Consider the following 20,309-nt stretch of genomic DNA (forward strand, 5'->3'; position numbering starts at 1 on the left):
TCTTCAAGGACAGGACTTTCACCTGTATCAAATGGACAGTTAGGATTTTGAGGAGTTAGTTCCTCGCGAATCCCCCAGTCCATACCCCTTTACTTTCTAAAGGCTCCTGACTGGAACGAGCCGCACACTTAGCAAGACAATGATTTTTGATTAAATTTTTAACCCTTAAGTCTTCGTAAGCAACCACATCGTTAGAGTGGATTACGCAGCGCGCCAGTCTCTTAGCGTGCTCTATGCGCTTCGCGCAGGCTACGCCAACACGTCGCCTACTTATTTTAAGGTGTGTCCGACCTAGTCTGTTAATGGCTTTCTTACGGTTGGCTGTTCGCGAAGCGTGGCCTACGGCCTTGCCTTTCTTTTTACGAGAAACCCGACGTTGATGAAACTTTAGTCTTTTTTCGCTTTTACGATAAAACCTGGGATTATGCTCTACACCTCCCTTGGAGTCGGTATAAAATTCCTTAAGCCCTACGTCTAATCCAATATTAGTATGTGTTGGCTCTAAAGACTCTTTTTCATAGACTTTTATACAAAACTGAACATAATAGCCATCTGCACGGCGAACCAATCTAACCCGCTTAATTAGCTTTTGTTCGTAACGCCACAACTCCCAAGTCCCTTTCAGTTTAAGTTTTCCGATACCTTTCTTGTCTAAGAAGTTTATCGACTTAGCATCCCCTGATAATTTCCACCCTGATGTCTTGTATTCAACGGATCGGGAGAACTTTTTGAACTTGGGATATCCCTTTTTACCGGGGGCTTTCTTTTTGCATTTATCGTAAAATCTAGCGATTGAGCTATAAGCTCTTTCGACCGAAGCTTGACATGCGTGAGAGTTCAAGTCTTTTACAAAGGGATACTCAGCTCTAAGCCAAGTATTATGACGATACAGCTCTTTTTGTCCTACACCTTTATTCTCCATCCAGTAGCGGAGGCACTTATTGCGGACAAATTGACCAGTACGGATCGCCTCATCAATCGCGGCATATTGAGTTTTGTTCCCTTTGGCCTTAAACTCTAAGACTTTCATTATTGACGTGAGACAACTCTACGTAAAGTATAGTACAAAAAGAGAAAGCCGTCCGTTGTTCGCGCAGCGTGGCCTACGGCCAAGTTACCGTAAGATAGGGTCGCCTTTATGGTCGGCAGGCCGTGAAAAGGTTTAAAACTTATTGAATAAGGCTCCACAATAAACAGGTTTCTATCCAGCGAAGGACGGGGCTTGAGACCCAAAATTTTTGGTCATGGGTGGAAGTAGTGATAAATTTCCTTAGATAAACGCAAACCAATACCTGGGACTTCAGCAAGCTGTTTAACCGATGCGTTGCGAATATAATCAATGGAGTTAAAGTGAGCCAATAACTGTTTTTGCCGCTGAAATCCCAATCCAGGAATCTCATCTAAACGGGAACGATGTAACTGAGTAGTTCTTTGTTTGCGATGAAAATTTACCGCAAAGCGATGAGCCTCATCTCTGACCCTGCGCAAAAGTTGCACTCCTGGTTGCTCGGGATCAGTGTTTAAGGGTAATGGCTCTTCTGGTAAAAATACTTCTTCGTACTGTTTAGCTAAGCTTACCACAGGCACTTCTTCTTGTAAATTTAGCTCTTGTAATACTGCTACAACTGCTGACAGCTGTCCTTTTCCGCCATCAATCATTACCAAATCAGGCCAATCTTTTCTGAGTCTTGAGTGTTGAGTCTTGAGTGTTGATTGTTGAGTTTGGGTTGTTGAGTTTAGTTTGTTGAGTGTTGAGTGTTTATTGTTGCTTGTTGAGTGTTGATTATCTGCTAGTTCTGGTTCGAGTTGACTTTTTTTGAAGCGACGGCTAATCACCTCAGCAAGGCTAGCAAAATCATCGGAGTGACCGACAGTAATATTAGGATTTTTGATCTTGTAGTGACGGTAGTGCTGCTTGGCTGGTGTGCCATCTAGAAACACTACCTGAGAAGCCACTGCATTGCTGCCCTGGATGTGGGAAATGTCATACCCTTCTATGCGCCGTGGTAAATCCGGTAAGTCGAGAATGTTAGCTAAATCCTGCATGGCTTTGGTGTTGCGGTCAACCAATCGCTGGGTGCGTTCCAGTTCATAGTTAGCATTGCGCTTGACCATTTCAATCAGTTCAGCTTTGGTTTGCCGTTGGGGGGTGAGTATAGTTACATTTCGACCTTTGCGCACGCTCAAATAGTCAGCCAACATCTCCCCATCGGGTAACGGGTGTTGCACCAAAATTTCTGTAGGGATTTCTACAGCATCAGCAGTTTGGTAATGCTCTTCTAAAACCCGTTGTAAAATGGCTCCGAGTTCTATTGGCCCATTCCCTTGAGGGGCTACATCGGCAAAAAATCCCAAGCGCCCGACTAAGTGACCAGCACGGATCTGAAATAGTTGGATGCAAGCATGTTTGGCATCAGCAGCTAGTGCGATCGCATCTCGTGATACAGTATCGTCAGGTAAGGCTACTTTTTGGTCTGTACTCAGGGACTTAAGTCCAGTAATCTGATCCCTAATCCGCGCTGCTAGCTCAAAGTTAAGGGATTCTGCTGCTTGTTCCATATTGGCCGTCAGCATCTCAATTAGTTCCCCAGTACGCCCTTGAAAAACCATCGCGATTTTCTGGATGGTTTGACGGTACTCTTCCGGTGTGATTAGTTTTTGACACACACCAGGACAACGACCTAAATCATAGTTAAGGCAAGGACGGTCTTTAAACAGAGGTTTAGGGCGTTGCCGGATGGGGAAAAGCTGTTTGACCAGAGCTAAAGTATTGCGCAATAACTTGACATCGACATAGGGACCATAGTATTTATCCTGTTTATTCCCCATGCGCCGCTTACGGGTAATGAAGATACGGGGATAATCCTCTGACCAAGTAATGACAACATAGGGATACTTCTTATCATCCTTGAGCAGTACGTTGTAGTAAGGTTGGTGCTGCTTAATCAGATTCGCTTCCAGCGCTAGGGCTTCCGCTTCCGTATCGGTTACGATGAATTCAATATCAGTAACCTGTGCCACCATCATTGCAATGCGAGGACTCAAGGGTTGGGAGTCACGGAAATAGGAACGGACTCGCGTACGCAATTTTCGGGATTTGCCGATGTAAATAATACTAGCGCTATGGTCACGCATTAAATAAATCCCTGGTTCTAGGGGAATTTCTTTTAATCGACTTTCCAAGGGTTCTGAATCTTGGATTAATGGCTTAGAACTCATCAGATACATTTAACCCAGTATTTCCGCCCCATAGCGGTCAGCCGTGTATGGCACGCCAATTGTTAATTGATGAGGAGGTATCTCTCTTTGCTTTGACGGAAAATCCTAAAAGCGCTTTTACTTAACAACCAAGGCATTTACTACAGAACAACTTAACCGTTGTTTGATACTTCAATGCATCAAAGCTAAATTATTGTTTCTGGAGTCTTGATCACAGACTCCCAATCAATAGCTTGAATGGCTGTTAGGGCAATTATACCAGATACTTCCAAGACTTTCCGGAAACTTTCTACAGAATTATTGATTAGAACGTGCTAGTCAATGGTCTGTGGTCAACTGTTTGTTGTTACTTGCCATGATTACCACTAGGTTTGCTTGTTTTCCGCTAGCCGATTTGAGATCACATCCAGGAATTTATCCACATTAAATGGCTTCAGAATATAGTCATGAATGCCTAGTTCTCTGATCTTCTGAATATTGCTGCGATCTGCACTAGCTGTAAGAAACATAAAAGGAATTTTGGCTGTGGCTGGATCTTGCCGTAGTGCCTCCAATACCCCATATCCATCTAGTTCAGGCATCATTACATCACACAGAATCAAATCTGGCGGTTCTTTTTGAACCAACTGTACACCTTCAACACCATTTTCAGCACCCAAAGCGTCAAACCCTTCAATTTCAAGGAGTTCGATCAGATTTTCTCGAATAAAAATCTCGTCCTCAATTACCAAGATTTTATTCATTATTATCCTGTTGAACCTAACTGTTAAAATTTATATCTTATCAGAACCTTATAATAAAATCCAATTATACGGCATAGTTGGTACATTAGCCCCATGGGATACTATTGGGTGTAGCCCAAGTTTGATCGACAGCCCAACCAAATGAAAAGATATATGAGTGTACTCCAGTTGTTCTGGAGTACGGCCCTCACTGCTGAACTGGAATATCGGCTAAATTTTGCGATCGCTACCTTGAGCAGCCTAGGAAACCTGGCTGGTAGCCTATTTGGTCTATTCTTGTTTTACCGCACTGGCTACACCTTTTCTGGCTGGAATTGGGAAGAAGCGCTGGTCATACTAGGCATATTCACATTACTGCAGGGATTTTCTGGCACATTCCTGATTCCCAATCTCAACCGGATTGTGGATCACGTCGAGCAAGGAACCCTCGATTTTATCCTACTCAAGCCCATTAGTTCTCAGTTCTGGCTGTCTTGGCGAAGTGTCAGCCCTTGGGGGTTACCAGACTTAATCTTCTCAATTATAGTAATAGCCTACGCTGGTACACGCCTAGACTTAGATATCAGCAACTATCTGTTAAGTGTAGTGCCATTGTGTTTTGGGTTGACTAGCCTCTACAGCATCTGGTTTATGCTAGGAGCAACGAGCATTTGGTTTGTCAAAATCTACAATGTCACCGCTGTTCTGCGCAGTATGCTAGAAGCTGGTCGGTATCCCATTGTAGCTTATCCGGCTAGCTATCGGTTCTTCTTTACCTTTGTAGTGCCAGTGGCGTTCCTGACTACAGTCCCAGCAGAAGTGATGTTGAATCGCAGTGATACCTTTTGGGTAGTAGGTTCCGGTATTCTAGCCCTAGGATTGCTGTTTGCTTCTGGGATCTTTTGGCAGTTTGCCCTGCGTTTTTATACCAGTGCTTCTAGTTAGCTTGATTCTTGCGAATCAAGCTAAGATGGGTCATTCCATAACTTCTTGGTGCCAGATAGCAAAAGTTAGCAGTGACCAAATTTGGCGGCTATTACCAGGTTGGTAGTCTTTTATCAAGTTACAAACTTCCGGTTTAAAAATACCTGTTTCTGGCAATGTTTTAATTAACGCGCCAACATCTTCCCAGAGATAATCTTTGAGCCAAGAACCAAAAGGCGATCGCCAACCATACTTTTTCCGCTTTTGTACTACTTTTGGCAATAAATCTGAGAAAGTCGCTCTCAGCAGTTGCTTATCTTTTTGCCAGCCCACTTTCCTGGCAAAGGGAATAGACATGGCATATTCAACAAATTGGTAATCTAAAAAAGGAGTCAGGGATTCGAAACCTGCTGGCGTACTTGTTTTATATGTCTTGATGCGATTTGATTCTTCAATATCCAACTTCAAATCCATGTAGAGCAGGGCATCGTGGTTGCTAGTAATGTGATTGTTGGAGAGCAAACTTTTTAATAGTTCCTGATATATCGAGTCTATGACTCCGGTATCTGTAGCGTATTCTCCCTGTAAGAGCTGATTAAATTCTCCCTTGCCGTAGGTAAACCAAGTACTTAATCTTTCTACAGTTAAGGGTGCTAAGTCAACTCTTCTAAAAGCTGTAGGATTAAAGTGATCTTTTACTGGCCATTTGTTTCTGTTGGCATAGGCTAAGTTGCGCAACCACTTAGGTAATTTTTGCAAGAGGCTAATCTGCATATCTAATAGATGGCGCGGCTCACCTCCCAAGATGGCATCACTGCCATCCCCAGTCATTACTACTGCAATTCCTTGCTCCTTAAGCCATTCAGCCAGCAAGAGCATGGTGACGTTAATCTGGTTACCATGAGGCTCACCATAATTTCTCACACAACGCCGCAGTGTGCCGATTAAATCTTGTCTCCCAGAGATCATCAGCTGACTATGTTTGGTACCAAAATGGGCACTCACTGCTTTAGCAACATCAGCATCAGAGTTACACTGATTCGGATTTGTGTTCCAGATTTCAGCATCAAGGGAACCAATTTCAAAGGCTGTAGAAAAGGTGTGAACTGGTTCTTTTGAGAGTTTGCTCATCATCCCCACAACCAGGGTAGAGTCTAAACCACCACTCAGAAGTGCTGCGGGAGAAAAATCACTGTTGCGATCTAAGCGACGCTTTACCGCCAACTCAAACCGCGAGCGAAGATTGTCTCTGATTTCTGCTTCTGGCGTACTCTGCAATGTTGCGACTTGCTGGAGTTGCCAGTAGTGATGTAGCTGCGGTGTTTTTCCGGCTTCAATGATTAAACTATGAGCAGGTTGTAGCTTTTTTACCCCCTTAACTAGGCTCAAGGGAGAAGGAACGTATCCAAAAACCAGGTAGGATTGCAACCCTTGAGGGTCCACAGCTTTGGAAACCACAGGGTGTTCTAGGATTGCCTTGAGTTCTGAAGCAAAAATGAAAGTAGAGTGTAGCTCATCGAAGAAGTAATATAGTGGTTGCTCCTTTGTTGGTTTTACAGGGAATCAAAGCAGCAACGAAAAAAGCGATGCTCCTTTTCCGTAGCGTGGCCTTTTGGCCAAGGAGCCGCTACGCGATTTGCCGTAGGCCACGCTAAAAGCGATCGCAAAAATTACGGATCACCCGCTATATCAAGTCCGGTTAAATACCCATAATTAAGCGGAGGGTGGGGAGTTTGGGGAGTTTGGGGCAGACGCGGGAATATGGGGAGATGAGGGAGATTTTGATTAAGGGTGATTATCCTGAGATGATATGAGGAGTCAGAATAATTGATCTGCCAATAATTTTGAAGAGAAATTGGCTTGGGAATCCACCCAACGCAAACCAATCTAAATCTAAATTAGTAGATTTAAAAATCGTCTATTTTGTGCTGTTATAGCAATGGCTGTAATGGTGTTTATAAATTAAAATTACGTTCGCGTAGCGTGGCCTTTTACCCAAGAAATGTAGGGCAATAAATTATGCTGTACTCAACTATTTTTTGATTAGTTGCTAAGGCAAAGCATCGGGTCTATGACCTGATCAAATCAAAAGAAATCATGGTCGCCCAAATGCTTTGCCCCTAAAGCAGTAATAAGGTTTTATAGAGGTTTTTAGCCTAATGAGGTACACAGGAGTTTTTCCCTGTTCCCTGTTCCCTGTTCCCTGTTCCCTAAAACCAGGAAATCTGTACCTCACAAAACTTAAAAACGCTATACTACGCTTGTGAACTCAATCCCATCCAATCGGTGTGGAAGAACTCACCCCTGGGTTTATCCAGGCGCTCGTAGGTATGAGCACCAAAGTAGTCGCGCTGTGCTTGGGTCAGGTTTTGGGGTAAGCGATCGCGTCGGTAACTGTCGAAATAATCTAGGGATGCACTAAAAGCAGGCACTGGAATCCCTAATTTGTTTGATACCGCTAGCACTTCTCGCCAACCATCCTGACGATCCAAAATTGTTTGCTTAAACTCAGGAGCTAACAAGAGATTGGGGAGTTGGGGATTTTGGTTGAAGGCATTCTTAATCTTATCCAAGAAGCCAGCTCGAATGATACAACCTCCTTTCCAAATCCGGGCAACTTCACTCAAGTTCAGATTGTAGTTAAACTCTTCCGATGCCCGACTCAACAGTGCCATTCCCTGAGCATAGGAACACATCTTAGAGCAATAGAGAGCATCGCGGACTTTGGTAATAAATGCTTTGACATCGCCATCATACTTGCCCACAGGACCAGTGATTTCCTTAGCTGCTGCTACCCGCTGATCCTTAAAAGAGGAAATGACACGAGCATTGACTGCAGCGTAGATGGTAGGAATTGACACCCCTAGTTCTAGGGAACTAACTACAGTCCACCGTCCAGTGCCCTTTTGTCCAGCAGCATCAAGAATCATCTCCACTAAGGGCAGATTCGTTTCTGGATCAATGTATTTGAAGATATCCGCTGTAATTTCAATCAAAAAGGAATTTAGCTCATCAGTGGTGTTCCATTCAGCAAATACCTCATGTAGCTGCTTGTGATCTAGTCCCAAGGCATTTTTCAGTACATCGTAGGCTTCAGCAATTAGTTGCATGTCGCCATACTCAATGCCATTGTGTGCCATCTTAACGTAGTGACCAGCACCACCGGGACCAATGTAGGTCACACAGGGACCATCATCAACCTGAGCGGCAATTTTGACCAAAATTGGTTCTAAATCCTTGTATGCCGATGAAGTACCACCAGGCATTAAACTCGGACCATTGAGCGCTCCTTCTTCACCACCACTGACGCCCATGCCAACAAATCCTAATCCTGTGGCTTCTAAATCCTTGGTCCGCCGCTCGGTATCTTGGTACAGAGAATTGCCACCATCAATGATCATATCTCCTGGCTCTAGGAGAGGTTTGAGTTGCTCAATAACTGCATCAACTGGCTTCCCTGCTTTCACCATCACTAGGATTTTGCGGGGTCGCTCTAGAGCTTGAACAAACTCTTCCAAGGAATAAGCGGCTTTCACATCCTTGCCCTGAGCTCGCTCAGCCATAAATTTCTCGGTTTTGGCAGCAGTCCGGTTGTATACTGCGATTGGGAAACCACGACTTTCTACATTAAGCGCGAGGTTTTCCCCCATTACAGCCAAACCAATTACCCCAAAGGTCCGTTGTGTCATAAAAATCTCCGCCAGTTTTGCTGTAGTAGTTGTCTAGGGTGGATTTACTCCCAGGTTAGCCCGATATTTTGGGTTGTTGCCTAAAGAAGACATTAAGAGTTGTGGTAGTAATGCCATTAAGAAATGCTACATTCAGATATGCGGAAATTCCTGATTGATACCGATACCGCTTCCGATGATGCGGTTGCACTCCTGATGGCACATCGTTGGCCAGATGTCCAGGTTGAAGCGATTAGTATAGTTAGCGGAAATGTACCTGTGGAACAGGGGGCAAAAAACGCCCTGTATACCCTCCAGATGTGCGGCGCATCCACCCCTGTTTACCTTGGCTGCCCTAAACCCATGCTCCGCCCATGCAAATATGCTTACCGATTCCATGGTGAAGATGGTATGGGTAACATGCACTACCCTGATCCCCAGGCTAAACCCCAGCTAGCTCATGGTGTGGATGTCATCATCGATACTATTAAGAGCAATCCCAGAGAGATCACCTTAGTAACTTTAGGACCACTGACTAATATTGCGATCGCATTACTTCGTGCCCCAGAAATAGCCTACCTAGTAAAGCGTTGCGTAATCATGGGTGGAGCCGCTAATGTGGTGGGCAACGTCACCCCAGCTGCGGAATATAACATTTGGGTAGACCCAGATGCCGCTAAAATTGTCTTTCACAGTGGCATGCCCATGGAAATGGTCGGTTGGGAATTAAGCCGTGCTCAAGCAGCATTGCTCCCCGATGAGATCGCACAAATCAAAAGCTTAGGCACAGGCTTAGCAAATTTTTTTGTAGACTGCAATGCTAGCGCCTTAGAAGCTAGTATTAAGATTCAACATTCCCCTGGCTTAACCCTTGCTGATCCTGTAGCGATGGCAGTGGCTCTCGACCCAACCATCATAACCAGGCAAGGTAAATACTACGTGGAGGTAGAAACAGTAAGCGAACTCACCCGTGGTCAAACTGTAGTGGATGAGCTGGGAGTACTCAACCAAACACCAAACATGAATGTAATCTGGTCTATCGATGCACCCCGATGGAAAGAACATTTATACCGTTGCTTGGGATAATTGTTAATTAGCTCTGTTTCAAGAGTGGTCAATTTTGATCAAAAAAGGAATTTATAATTTATAATTTATAATTTATAATTGATTTAAAAAATAATTATATACCCTATAATTTTCGATATTTTATCATAATAAATTAATTATATGTAAAAGCTTTGAAATAAAGGATTATCAATAGTTTAAAAAGCAACTTAAACTTTTATAAAATTAGCTTTTCATTAAGCAACAATGTCTTTCAAGATACCAAGTTAATCAAAAACTACTTGATCAAAAGTTCCCGATTCCCGATTCCCGATTCCCGATTCCCGATTGCTTATGTCCCGATTCCCGATTGCTTATGTCCCGTGCTAAAGCCCTAAAATACTACATAATAATCCGTCTTCTCCTAGCGCCCCTGATGCTATGGACCATTACCACCCTAGTATTTCTTCTGCTCAGAGCTACCCCAGGAGATCCGGTAGATGCTGTATTAGGGAATCGTGCTCCAGATAGGGTTAAAGAAGACTACCGACAACAATTAGGATTAGCTGACCCGTTGTGGTTGCAGTATATTCGCTACTTAGGATCCTTGCTACGTTTAGACCTAGGTACCTCAATCACTAGCCAAGGTCAAAAAGTCTGGGAGATTATTCAACAACATTTCCCCGCCACTGTTGAACTATCAGTATGCGGCATGGCCATAGCGTTCTTAGTTGGTATAGGAGTCGGTACTTTAGCGGCATCCCGCAGCGGAACAGTTTGGGATGTAGGGGGTAGATTATTTGGCATTATTACTTACTCCATCCCTCTGTTTTGGATGGGGATGGTGGTGCAGTTAATTTTCTCTGTTCAGCTGGGTTGGTTTCCCATCGGTACTCGCTATCCCATTACCCTAGCAACACCAGAAGGATTTACTGGTCTATATACAATAGATAGTCTCTTTAGTGGTAATTTAGTTCAGTTTTTCACTGCTATCTATTATTTAGCCTTACCCAGTATTACCTTAGGGCTGCTGTTGAGTGGCATCTTTGAACGGATTGTGCGGGTAAACTTGAAGCAAACTCTCAAGGCTGATTATGTAGAAGCGGCCAGAGCTAGAGGTATTCACGAAAGGCGGATTGTTTTTGCCCATGCCCTGAAAAATGCCATGATTCCTGTGATTACAGTGCTCGGGTTGACCTTAGCTGCTTTATTAGGTGGAGCAGTGTTGACAGAGGTAACATTCTCTTGGCCAGGGTTAGGGAATCGGTTGTATGAGGCAATTTCTGGACGGGATTACCCGACGGTGCAAGGGATTATGGTATTCTTCGCCACTATTGTGGTAATCGCAAGTATTGCCATTGATATTGTTAATGCTTTGATTGACCCCCGTATTCGGTACTAATCGCAATTCTTCAAAGTAGAACGACAGATGCAGATCGGGAGATGAGGAGATGGGGGATGGGGAAATGGGGTAATCAGAAAGATTGGTATTAAGGGTCATTATCCGGACATGATATGATCTAATAAATAGTTTAATAAAAATTAAACAACTATTTTTGATAAATAAAAAATCTCTCCAGAACTCAAAAAATTTGGTTCTTCAGTACCTAGTATGCTAAATTCACATTTAAAAAAAACCAAAAGCTTACTCTAGAAGGATTATGAGGCTATTTAATTAACAAAAATTTATAAATACTGCCTCTTTCCACTGCTCCGTTCGCGTAGCGTGGCCAACGGCCTCAGTCCCTGCTCCGAAGCTCCCTTCGCTAAACTGTTAATTTAGCATAACAAGTACGGAAGAGCCAAAAATTTGTCACAAAATAACCTTCCCAAACGTTCTAAAATATAGAAACCAATTTAGGATAAGGTTATGAATCTCAAGAAAATCGTTATTGCCCTGGTCATGTGTGTGACTTTAGCGTTTAGTCTTGCAGCTAACGCTTTCGCTTACGACCTTGAAGCTGGTCCAATCTGGAATCAGGGTGATGCTGAAGCTAAGTGTCCTGCCGTCTGTGAGAAATCAGGTACTAAGTGGAATGGTAACTGGGTTACTACCGTACCAGGTGAAATGTCTGTCTGTGGCTGCGATCAAACCTTAGCTCTTGAAGCTGGTCCGATTTGGAATAATGATGATGCTAAAGGTAAGTGTCCTGCCGTCTGTGAGAACAAAGCTGGTGCCTGGGATGGTAACTGGTGGACAACTGTATGGGGTGCAATGTCTGTTTGTTCCTGCAAATTTTCCTAGTTTGTGGAAGTCTAAGCAATTACTAAGTATTTATAAAAAGTTAGTAATTAGTAATCAAAAAGTAATGATCCCACCTGAGGATGATTACTTTTTGATAGCTAGCGCTTAATACTCCATCCTGCTGTGAAGTGGGGATGAAAGGCGCGTCAACGAGGGTATTGCTTTACCCTCGTTTGGAATTTTTGGTGAGAGTGAACCAATCAACTCTCTACCTGAAACAAAATTTTTATCAGAATTTTTCTCAATACCCCAGATAACTATTTACCTATATACAAACGAAGGAAGACACAGAATCGAGAAGTGTAATCCAAGTAATCCACTAGGCAACTAAACCTACTCTTGCCAGCAAATATAGCGCTACGCGCAAGTCCGCAAGTCAGAAGTTAGAAGTCAGAAGTAAGCTATGACTAAGTTTCATGCGTAGTGCTATAACATCCCTTGTAGGTGCGTAGCGGATGAGGGCTACTGAAAGCCCACACTATACTGGATAGAGTTAGTGTGGTGAAGGTTATGTGAGTGATTAAGTGATATAGCAGTCGCCAGGGCAGGCGCGGACATGACAAAAGTCTCAAACCTAAGTAAGCGCAAGAGTTTGACTTCTGACTTCTGACTTCTGACTTCTGACTTCTGCTATAGATAATTTGTATATGAGGCAACATTTTGCTTCATGATGAGTAAAGAAGCACGTAAGGAGTACTCCGAAAATGCTGGCATACCTCTTGGCGTTGGTTATAGCTCTTGGTAGCTTAGTCTTTTACCTAGCTGCCTTCTTTTTACCAGAGGTCCATCGTAAATATGACTTTATCTGGAGTGGAGTTGGATTATTCTACGCTCTAGTGTTATGGATTTGTGCTGGACGCATTACTGGCGGCGTCTTAATCGGTCAAATAGCGGGTGTATCGTTGGTAGGCTGGTTGGGTTGGCAAACCTTGACCTTGCGACGAGCCTTGATACCGACCGACCAACAAACCCCTATCCCAAGTCAAGCTGAATTTATCACCAAGATTCAAGAAATACTGCCACTTGAGTCATTAAAAGGGCTACTAGCTAAAATAACTGGCTTTTTTGGCAATCTTTTGGGCAAACGCCAAGACTCAGGCCGAACTCCTGCTGTACCGGCAGATACCACCATGGCGTCGCCCACCCAGGAAACTAATCCTAAAACTGCCCAACCAAGCCCTGCAGCGGATCAAGCAACTACGGTACCATCCACTACCCAAGAAGCGGTTTTAGAAACAGATGACACTAAAACCTCAGATTCGGCTGAAACGACTCCCCCTAAGACAGAAACCCCCCAACCAGTAGCAGTGGCTAAGGAAGACTCACCCCCCCCACAGCCAGAGTCAAGTCAGGAGCCAGACCAGAAACCAGAAGCGATCGCACCAGAAGCAAAAGCACCAGAAGCGATCGCACCAGAAGCAAAAGCACCACCACCTCCTAATCCCAAGGTATAAAAAAAGTCGAGCGCAACACAAAAGCCGTCACCAGCCCCAACTCCGAAAAAACCGATTGCTAAAAAATCCAACAATCCTTCCAAGGAAAGTTGAAGGTTGGGGAGATTGTTGCTCATAATAATAAGAGATATATATAGACATATATCCTTTGTTGACATCCTTTGTTAACATCCTTTGTTGACCGTTGATTGTTTAATATTGCTGTAAGGTTGAATCTAACTACTCAGCAATACACAGTCAGCGGTCAGCAGGTTAAAGTGGGTTAGATGGCTCTAATCAACTCTTAATAAACGGCTCTACTAGTATAATTTCGCCTTGAAACTGTGACAGCATCCAAAAGCTATAAAGATACGGTCAATCTGCCCAAAACCGAGTTTAATATGCGGGCAAACGCTATCAAGCGAGAACCAGAACTCCAACAGTTTTGGGCAGAGCAAACTATTTACGAGCGCCTGTCACAAACTAATCCTGGCGAGATTTTCGTGTTGCATGATGGCCCCCCCTACGCCAACGGCTCTCTGCACATGGGTCACGCCATGAATAAAGTCCTCAAGGACATCATTAATAAATACCAACTGCTGCAAGGTCGCAAAGTTCGCTATGTCCCTGGTTGGGACTGTCATGGCTTGCCTATTGAGCTGAAAGTCTTGCAAGCCATGAAGCTAGAGGAGCGTCAACAGCTGACTCCGATCAAACTGCGCCGGAAAGCCAAGAAATTTGCCCTGAAAACAGTAGAGCAGCAAAGCAAAGGTTTCCAGCGCTATGGAGTATGGGGAGACTGGGAAAATCCTTACCTGACTTTAAACCCACAGTACGAAGCGGCTCAAATTGGGGTATTTGGTCAGATGGTATTGAAGGGCTACATCTACAGAGGTCTCAAGCCAGTTCACTGGAGTCCCAGTTCTAAAACAGCCCTAGCGGAAGCGGAGTTAGAATATCCGGAAGGTCATACCTCCCCAAGTATCTATGCTGCTTTCCCAATGACTAAGGCAGCGCCAGGGATAAAGGAGATCCTAGACCCATTTTTGCCAAATCTGGGTGTTGCGATCTGGACGACGACTCCCTGGACAATCCCTGGGAATTTGGCAGTAGCGGTTAATCCAGAACTGACCTATGCGGTAGTGGAAGGGGGTTCCCAAACTAACCAATCCCAATTCTTATTAGTAGCAGCAGATTTGGTAGAAAGACTATCAGCTACTTTGGAAACTCCACTTACGGTCAAAACGACTGTTAAGGGTGAGGCGTTGGAAAATTGTACTTACCAGCATCCCCTATTTGATCGGGAAAGCAACATTGTGATTGGTGGGGATTACATCACCACGGAATCGGGTACAGGTTTGGTTCACACGGCTCCTGGTCATGGTCAAGAAGACTATGGTGTCGGTCAGCGTTATGGCTTACCTATCCTTTCTCCAGTAGATGCGGATGGTAAGTTTACCGCAGAGGCGGGACAGTTTGCTGGGTTGAATGTGCTCAAGGATGCCAATCCAGCCATCATTGAGGCACTGAACACAGCTGGGTCATTGCTCAAAGAGGTACCCTATGTTCATAAATATCCTTACGATTGGCGCACTAAAAAACCAACTATCTTTAGAGCCACAGAACAATGGTTTGCTTCAGTAGAGGGATTCCGGGATGAAGCAATAAATGCGATCGCATCCGTAAAATGGATCCCTGCCCAAGGACAAAACCGGATTACCCCAATGGTGGCGGATCGTTCCGATTGGTGCATTTCCCGCCAACGGAGCTGGGGTGTACCAATTCCGGTATTCTACGACGAAGAAACTAACGAACCCCTGCTCAATGAAGAAACCATTGCTTACGTCCAGGGAATTATTGCTGAAAAAGGTTCCGATGCCTGGTGGGAACTATCAGTAGAGGAATTGTTACCAGAATCCTATCGTAGTAATGGTAAGACCTACCGCAAGGGTAACGATACCATGGATGTCTGGTTTGACTCCGGGTCATCTTGGGCAGCAGTGGCCGAGCAACGGGAAGAATTACGCTATCCCGTGGATATTTACTTGGAAGGATCAGACCAACACCGGGGTTGGTTCCAGTCCAGCTTACTCACCAGTGTAGCTAGCAATGGCTATGCCCCCTACAAAACGGTTTTAACCCACGGCTTTGTTCTAGATGACCAAGGGCGCAAGATGAGTAAGTCTTTGGGGAATATCTTGGAACCAGCTATAATCATCGAGGGTGGAAAAAACCAGAAAAAAGAACCACCCTACGGCGCTGATGTGCTGCGATTGTGGGTATCTTCTGTAGACTATTCCTCAGATGTTCCAATATCTCAGAGTATTCTTAAGCAGCTAGCCGATGTCTATCGCAAAATTCGCAATACAGCCCGTTTCCTACTAGGCAACCTTCATGACTTTGACCCAGCTAAGCATAGGGTGCCTGTTCAGGAATTACCGGAATTAGACCGCTACATGCTACACCGGATCACAGAGGTATTTGAAGATGTAACTGATGCCTTTGAGAGTTATCAATTCTTCCGCTTCTTCCAGAGCGTACAGAACTTCTGTGTAGTAGACCTGTCTAACTTTTATCTGGATATTGCCAAGGATCGACTCTATATCAGTGCTCGCAACTCACCACGGCGGCGCAGTTGTCAGACAGTGCTACAAATAGCACTAGAAAATTTAGCTAAAGCGATCGCACCTGTACTCTGTCACATGGCAGAAGATATCTGGCAATACCTGCCTTACCAGAAATCCCATGAATCCGTGTTTGAGTCAGGTTGGGTCAAATTAGACGAACAATGGAAAAACCCTGAACTAGCAGCGTCCTGGTCAACCTTGCGCACCATCCGCACAGAAGTCAATAAAGTACTTGAACAAGCCAGAGCGGAAAAGATGATTGGTTCATCTCTAGATGCTAAGGTCTTGCTTTATGTTAAAGATCAACAATTAAAGCAGCGCCTGGAAGCCATGAATCCTTCCGATAGCCTGAGTGGAAATCAAGTGGATGAATTGCGCTATCTGCTCTTAGCCTCTCAAGTAGAATTAGTAGATTCCCTAGAAGCTATACAAACAGCAGCCTATAGGGCTGAATCAGAAACTATAGCGCTAGGGGTAGTCAATGCAGAAGGCTTAAAATGCGATCGCTGTTGGAACTACGGAGCTAAAGTAGGTACAATTGCTGAGCATCCTACCATCTGCGAACGGTGTAATGCTGCCTTAGCTGGTAACTTCTGAGGTGGGTTGTGAACTAACTTGTAAGTTATTGGTGATTTAAAGATTGCTAAGGACGGTTAGCACTATTAGCCAGATCAGGGATTAGAGCTTAAAAACTAATCCCTGATCTATTCCATAGTCTTAATCGCCTCAAGTTTAACTAAAAATTCTTCTGTTAACTTGAAGAACGCTTTAGAGCCAGCAGAATTAGGATGAGCGATAACTACAGGACTAAAACTATCCACGGCTTTAGCAACATTAACATCCATGGGAATGCGAATTTTAAAAATTTGGTTGCTATCGAAATCGTTATCAACTCGCCTCATCACTTGCTTATAGTACCTACCCATCAATCCCCCGCCTGACAAAATAAAGATAATCCCCAACAGGTGCAAGTTAAGAGGACTATCCTGCTGATGACTTTCTTTGAGCCTGGCAATCCGTCTTTCTAGGAGTTGAATCCCTACAATAGATAAAGGTTCTGGTCTGGCTGGTAGCAGATATAAATCACTAGCCACAATGCCACTGCGAGTCAAAAGATTGTAGCCAGGAGCGCAATCTAAAATAATAAAGTCATAGTTAGGGATAATCGGCTCTAAGATCCCTTTGATTAATAAACTTTCAAAGTGGCTCCAAACCTTACTAAATTCTACCTCCCCTTGCTGAATAGATTGCTTATGGAGTAGATCAGAAACTACATATTCATCATAAAGCTCAATATCTCCCGGCAATAAATCCAATCCTTTGATATTACAATTATCAGTTTGAATAATATCCTCAATTGTTAAGCGACTGCGATAGCTAGGTTTAGTGACTTTGTCAATTAACCGACTTAATGTCCGCCTTCCTTTTCTAGCTTTAGCAAATGCTTGGGGCTGCATTAAGCTCAAGGTCCCACTAATTTGGGTATCTAAATCGACCACCAAGACCCGCTTATTATGATTTTTGGCTAAGCAAGTGGCCAAGTTGACAGTGAGGGTGGTTTTGCCCACACCACCTTTCATATTGACTGTACTAATGACTAATCCCATTTATTAACGTGATCTTGCCATGACACTATTTATCATCATTCAGTATTATTGGTTACTAGGCAAGAATTCTGATGGATTACTATGATTTACCCTTGGGCAGTCCGCAATCATCGGGTAAGTTGTCGAGAGTTATACTGGAATCCTCGGTTGAATCCTCAACTGATGTCATCGTTGTGTATCGTGGTGATTGTATTAGAGAATTCAGTTGCCAGAGCCAGATTTGTTTTGTATCCTAACTAAATACCCCCCAAAATTGGGGGGATTTCAGCTAGGGAAAAGGTATTTGGCGAAACCTGAACTGTTATGAAACCTTTTCCCTTTTCTTTTTTTAGGTTAATCAGAAACCAAGGGTTTCTAAACTTCCCTTGGGAAGATTTTTAGATAATGTTAGTGAGATTGATGGTGAGATTAATTTCCCCGTTTTCCTTTGAGCATGGAAGCAGCACCAAAGGCACCAAATACTAACATACCCAATACAGATGTAGGTTCCGGAACTTTAACACCACCATTGATGAAGAATAATGTCCGGTCATACACCTTGCCACCAACTTGTCGCCCTAAGTCTCTGCCGAATAGATCTCCATCATCGAAGTGAATGCCACCGTAGATGCGAGAAATACCAGCTTCATCAGCAGCATCGGAAAATGTCTCCCAAAATAGGGTGACTTCATCGGTAGGAGTCAAACCAGGTTCAAAACGAGAGGCACCAGGAGCAAAGGTTACTGAATTGCCGAATTCATCACTACCGGTAAATAGCTTGAAAATTTCAGCCGCAGAAGCACTGAAAGCACTATGTCCTGAGGTGAATTCCGCAAAGGGAGGGGATGGATCGGCACCAGGAGTTTGGTAGGTAATGAAATCACTGGCTAATAGCCTTACGGTTCCTAGTCCTGGTCCACCATAGGATTCGATGGCAAAGCCTCCCAGCTCCTCATCGAATTCACCAATCAAGCCCAGCTCACCGAGTTCGCGAATGGCTCGGACGGGACGAGTATAGTCGTAGAAAACTTTTGCTTCCCAAGTAGCAATACCAGCATCCAAAACCGCATTCCCCAGACCAAAGTAAAGTTGGATATCTTCATCTAGGGTTTGGTCATCCCGTTCCGAGATGAATGAACCAAAACCCATCCAAGTTCCAGGAGGGTAGGGAGTGCCAGAGGGGTCTTCCCAAAACTCAGCTACTAGTTTTTGCTCATCGGTGAGATTAGCGCTAACCTCAATGAGCCGTTCAGCTTGCTCGATAAATCCAGGGTTAACAACGTCAGTATTAACCTCCCCGTCTTCGTTAACCAGACTAACCTCTGTGCCATCCTCAAGAGTGACAGTACGTTCCTCCCGATTCAGAGTACCCTCTACAAGCAGAAAAGGTTCTGGTGCTGGTGGTCTAAATTCAGACCCAGAGCTCAAGGCAAAGGGAGTAACGTTGCCCCACTGGGGAGTAAGAAACCGTTGCAGTCTGGCATCCGGGCTGTCAATTGGTACCCGCTCTGGTGTCCAGCGAGTGATATCGACGACGTTATCAGGACTGTTGAGGGGCTGAAAGCCAGTGGTGTCGGAGTAAGGAACACCAAGTGTACCCCTCGGGTCATCCCCTAACTGGTTGGAACCATCTTGACGTCGGAACTCCAATAAGCTGTTGGCTACTGTCCGGCCAACTTGGGTAGCAATAGGAATAGAAGCAGGGTTGCTAGCAAGCGATCGCAGATCAGTCAGAAGGGCATCAAAGGAAGCAACTTCAGAAGGGAAAAGGTCTGAGAGGACGCTATGAGCCGCATAGCTAATGGCTAGGGACTTATTTTCCAGGGTGTTCTCAATATCAGGACGTTGCAGAGTATCCCCAAGAGTGGTGCTAATCGGCGTTCCTTCATAAGCTGACCAGGCATCGTACATGGCAGTACCCAAGATGCCATAAGCCCGGGAGGCTCCTGTCGGACCCAATTGGGGGTTATTTTCTACTGCCCTCAAGGCTTGATCCACCCACAGATTAGCGCTGTTGTCTAGTGTCAGGTCTATGGCTTGTGCTGGTAAGCCCAGGGATAGACCTGCGGTTGTTACTCCAATGGTTAGGAGTGACGATAGATGCTGTCGTTTTTTCAGCCCTTGATGGTGAGCTGAAAATAAATTTTTCATATTTACACCCGTGACTGGTTGTTCTTCAAAAGACCTTTTGCAAAAGTCAATTTCTACAAGGCCACTACAGTAGTTATCACCCTGTTGTGAATTTTTTATGCAAAAGGTCTAAAAATTGGACGGTAGATTGGACGGTAGCCAAACGTCGTTGCCGATCGGATTGGTTACCTTGGAAAAAGTAATGATGAGATCAGGTCGTCTCACCAATTTAGGTTTAGGAGAAAATTTAGGATAAATAGTCTCCCGAGAACACTAGAGGTAAACACACGGACGTCTTGCCGTTGAGTCAAGTACCCAAACAGACTCAAAACAGATTAGGAACTCTGGCCATAAATTCCTTATATCTCGTTGATTAATCAGAGTCTTTGGGAGTTCTCCGTACTTGATCCATAGGTCAAAATTTTTGGCTAGATTTAAATCCTTCACATTTATCATCCGTATTTTTACAAAAAACTTCAATCTTCATCAGTAAAATTCTTGATAACTTTAATAAAACTTCACAAAAAATATCCTTATTTTCACACTTAGTATATAGACTATACTACTCCTAAATGATAATAGATAAAGCCTCATAAGTGCCTAAATTAGGCATAGTAAATAATCGATATTCAATAAATAATTCAAATAATTTCTTAGTGAGCTTGAAAGATTGACATCGTTGATGCATCTGTTGTAAAAGCTTTTTAGCCT

At 44.1% G+C, this 20,309-nt stretch carries 13 protein-coding genes and 1 pseudogene; 7 read left to right on the forward strand and 7 right to left on the reverse strand.

Features of this window, described 5'->3' with window-relative positions; all coding sequences use genetic code 11:
* Window positions 1-127: 127 nt before the first annotated feature.
* From F6K46_RS30465 to F6K46_RS30475, 3 genes and pseudogenes are all read right to left on the reverse strand, one after another.
* Window positions 128-1,030, reverse strand: a pseudogene (locus F6K46_RS30465) (transposase); the annotation flags it as partial.
* A 212-nt stretch (window positions 1,031-1,242) separates the two neighbouring features.
* Complete coding sequence (gene uvrC, locus F6K46_RS30470) at window positions 1,243-3,219, reverse strand: excinuclease ABC subunit UvrC (RefSeq protein ID WP_293064700.1); 1,977 nt, start codon at window positions 3,217-3,219, stop codon at window positions 1,243-1,245.
* Window positions 3,220-3,584: 365 nt separating this feature from the next.
* Window positions 3,585-3,962 carry a response regulator gene (locus F6K46_RS30475; RefSeq protein WP_293019174.1) on the reverse strand — a complete coding sequence of 126 codons (378 nt, stop codon included), beginning with the start codon at window positions 3,960-3,962 and terminating at the stop codon, window positions 3,585-3,587.
* Window positions 3,963-4,103: 141 nt separating this feature from the next.
* Here F6K46_RS30475 and F6K46_RS30480 point away from each other — a divergent pair, with 141 nt between their 5' ends.
* Window positions 4,104-4,886, forward strand: coding sequence for an ABC transporter permease (locus F6K46_RS30480; protein WP_293040860.1), 783 nt, complete (start codon window positions 4,104-4,106; stop codon window positions 4,884-4,886).
* A gap of 30 nt (window positions 4,887-4,916) precedes the next feature.
* Here the strand turns inward: F6K46_RS30480 and F6K46_RS30485 are convergent, their stop codons facing one another.
* Window positions 4,917-6,323: an asparagine synthase C-terminal domain-containing protein gene (locus F6K46_RS30485; RefSeq protein ID WP_293040863.1), complete on the reverse strand. Its 1,407-nt coding sequence runs from the start codon at window positions 6,321-6,323 to the stop codon at window positions 4,917-4,919.
* A 797-nt stretch (window positions 6,324-7,120) separates the two neighbouring features.
* Window positions 7,121-8,554, reverse strand: coding sequence for a decarboxylating NADP(+)-dependent phosphogluconate dehydrogenase (gene gnd / locus F6K46_RS30490; RefSeq protein WP_293040869.1), 1,434 nt, complete (start codon window positions 8,552-8,554; stop codon window positions 7,121-7,123).
* Between the two features lie 123 nt (window positions 8,555-8,677).
* On the opposite strand from gnd, the gene F6K46_RS30495 reads away from it, so the two are divergent.
* The 5 genes from F6K46_RS30495 to ileS all read left to right on the forward strand — a co-directional run bounded on the left by F6K46_RS30495 (window position 8,678) and on the right by ileS (window position 16,479).
* Complete coding sequence (locus F6K46_RS30495) at window positions 8,678-9,619, forward strand: nucleoside hydrolase (RefSeq protein WP_293040871.1); 942 nt, start codon at window positions 8,678-8,680, stop codon at window positions 9,617-9,619.
* Window positions 9,620-9,953: 334 nt separating this feature from the next.
* Complete coding sequence (locus tag F6K46_RS30500) at window positions 9,954-10,979, forward strand: ABC transporter permease (protein ID WP_293040874.1); 1,026 nt, start codon at window positions 9,954-9,956, stop codon at window positions 10,977-10,979.
* A 468-nt stretch (window positions 10,980-11,447) separates the two neighbouring features.
* Entirely contained in the window at window positions 11,448-11,822 is a 375-nt protein-coding gene (locus tag F6K46_RS30505; RefSeq protein WP_143727696.1) for a mannan-binding lectin, read from the forward strand.
* Between the two features lie 704 nt (window positions 11,823-12,526).
* A complete protein-coding gene (locus F6K46_RS30510; RefSeq protein WP_293064706.1) occupies window positions 12,527-13,276 on the forward strand; it encodes a Ycf66 family protein in 750 nt (249 codons plus the stop codon).
* 323 nt (window positions 13,277-13,599) lie between these two features.
* On the forward strand, window positions 13,600-16,479 hold the full coding sequence (gene ileS / locus F6K46_RS30515; protein ID WP_293064708.1) for an isoleucine--tRNA ligase: 2,880 nt from the start codon (window positions 13,600-13,602) through the stop codon (window positions 16,477-16,479).
* Between the two features lie 107 nt (window positions 16,480-16,586).
* Here the strand turns inward: ileS and F6K46_RS30520 are convergent, their stop codons facing one another.
* A complete protein-coding gene (locus F6K46_RS30520) occupies window positions 16,587-17,489 on the reverse strand; it encodes a ParA family protein (RefSeq protein WP_293064711.1) in 903 nt (300 codons plus the stop codon).
* 81 nt (window positions 17,490-17,570) lie between these two features.
* Here F6K46_RS30520 and F6K46_RS30525 point away from each other — a divergent pair, with 81 nt between their 5' ends.
* A complete protein-coding gene (locus F6K46_RS30525) occupies window positions 17,571-17,729 on the forward strand; it encodes a hypothetical protein (protein ID WP_293064714.1) in 159 nt (52 codons plus the stop codon).
* A gap of 168 nt (window positions 17,730-17,897) precedes the next feature.
* Here F6K46_RS30525 and F6K46_RS30530 read toward each other — a convergent pair whose 3' ends face one another.
* Complete coding sequence (locus tag F6K46_RS30530; RefSeq protein ID WP_293064716.1) at window positions 17,898-19,619, reverse strand: vanadium-dependent haloperoxidase; 1,722 nt, start codon at window positions 19,617-19,619, stop codon at window positions 17,898-17,900.
* Between the last annotated feature and the right edge of the window lie 690 nt (window positions 19,620-20,309).

It is taken from the genome of Moorena sp. SIO3E8, from assembly GCF_010692445.1.
In the GTDB taxonomy this organism is placed as follows: Bacteria; Cyanobacteriota; Cyanobacteriia; order Cyanobacteriales; family Coleofasciculaceae; genus Moorena; species Moorena bouillonii.